This window comes from Elusimicrobiota bacterium, from assembly GCA_040757695.1.
In the GTDB taxonomy this organism is placed as follows: domain Bacteria; phylum Elusimicrobiota; class UBA8919; order UBA8919; family UBA8919; genus JBFLWK01.
Genome location: JBFLWK010000203.1, coordinates 1 through 1,745, shown reverse-complemented (window position 1 = coordinate 1,745; position 1,745 = coordinate 1). Strand labels below are relative to the sequence as shown.

At 40.5% G+C, this 1,745-nt stretch carries 1 protein-coding gene; it reads left to right on the top strand.

All coding sequences use genetic code 11. The annotated features are described in order from the left end of the window. Positions 1 to 107: 107 nt before the first annotated feature. On the top strand, positions 108 to 1,490 hold the full coding sequence (locus AB1349_14115) for an FAD-dependent oxidoreductase (GenBank protein MEW6558460.1): 1,383 nt from the start codon (positions 108 to 110) through the stop codon (positions 1,488 to 1,490). Positions 1,491 to 1,745 lie beyond the last annotated feature (255 nt).

Sequence of the window (1,745 nt, the reverse complement as noted above, 5' to 3'; positions counted from 1 at the left end):
TTTATGAGGAAGTGTTATTGAAGAGCCGTGTGTGGGCAATCTGCAAGCACGGTTCTGCGAGGGGCACGACAGCCCGATAGGGCTGTCACCACAAGGAGGTTATAAAGATGTCTACTCAACAAAAGACATTAAGAAAAACTAACCTGTTAAAAGATCTCTTTGAAGTAGAAGAAGGTTATTCGTTAAGTCAGGCGATTGCCGAAGCGGATAGGTGTCTTTTATGCTATGATGCTCCTTGCAGTGCGGGTTGTCCTGCAGAAACAGACCCCGGCACATTTATAAGAAAACTTCGTCTAAAAAATTTGAAAGGTGCTGTGAGAACAATTAAAGAAAATAATATACTGGGTGGTGTTTGTGGCATTGTCTGTCCTACAGGAAGGTTATGTGAGGAAAAATGTTCAGCAACGGAGATAGATAGACCTATAAATATTGGGAAACTACAGAGATTTTTAGTTGAGTATGCATGGCAAATTGGTTTTAATCCGTTAATAAAAAAACGGTTATCGCGAACCGAACACAAAAAACCCACCACCACAAACAGAATTGCGGTAATCGGTTCGGGTCCCGCTGGAATAACCTGTGCTGCTGAACTTGCAAAAGAAGGATATGATGTAACCGTTTTTGAATCTAATAAAAAACCGGGAGGCATATTAAGATACGGAGTCCCTTCGTTTAGATTGAGTGAAGATTTTATTGACAGAGAAATAAAAGATATTACAGCACTTGGTGTTCAGATTAAATGTAATTCTTCTGTTAAAGGCAAAAGGGCTATTGAAGGACTTTTAAGGAAAGGGTTTAAGGCGGTATTTGTTGCCACTGGTTTATCTTCGCCGTATAAATTAAATATATCCGGTGCTAATTTAAAAAATGTTACTACTTCAACGGCTTTTCTGAAAGATGTAAAAACTGGTAATCAAAATAAAATAAGCAAAATGGTAAAAAACAAGAATGTTGCAATCATCGGCGGTGGCTCTGTTGCTATGGATGTTGCCACCACCTGTAAAGTGCTCAAAGCAAAAAGGGTCTATTGTATTGCACTTGAGAATATGCAGGAACTGCCCGCTGATAAAGATGACCTCCAGATGGCAATTGATAATTATATCATTATAAAACCGCAATGCCGGATTAAAGAAATTACAGGCAAAGATGGCGCGGTTATTGGAGTTAAAGGTATTGAGACGGAATGGAAGGTGCCCGGGTTATTAATTCCTTCAAATGTAAAAGATGTCCCGGACACCGAGTTTTCATTAAAAGTAAGCGCGGTCATAATAGCAATAGGTTCGGGACCCGACCCGTTGCTCAAAGAACAACTACCCAATGTCCAATTCACCAAACGCGGGTTAATCCATGTTAATAAAAAGACATTGGCTACTTCGGTAAAAGGCATTTATGCCAGCGGTGATATTGTAAGAGGTCCCGCATTGGTAGTTGATTCTGTCGCCGACGGTAAAAAAGCTGCTAAATCCATTATAAAATATTTACAAAAGTGAGCGAAGCGAATAAAAAAATGATGCGAGGGCATATCCCGAATTTATTCGGGATGGTTATGCCCGAAGCATCAAACCACAATGTAGCCGAGAATTCATTTTCGGTGAGCGAAGAGAAGGAGGTAAATAACAATGAGTGTGCCAAGAAAGTTCCTTAAATTCTTGTCGGTGGAAGTCCGAACTGGATAAAGGGTAGCGACCAGTCCAACACCAAATCCCACAGTTAATAAGGCAACGAACTAACTGATGCTGGGATGC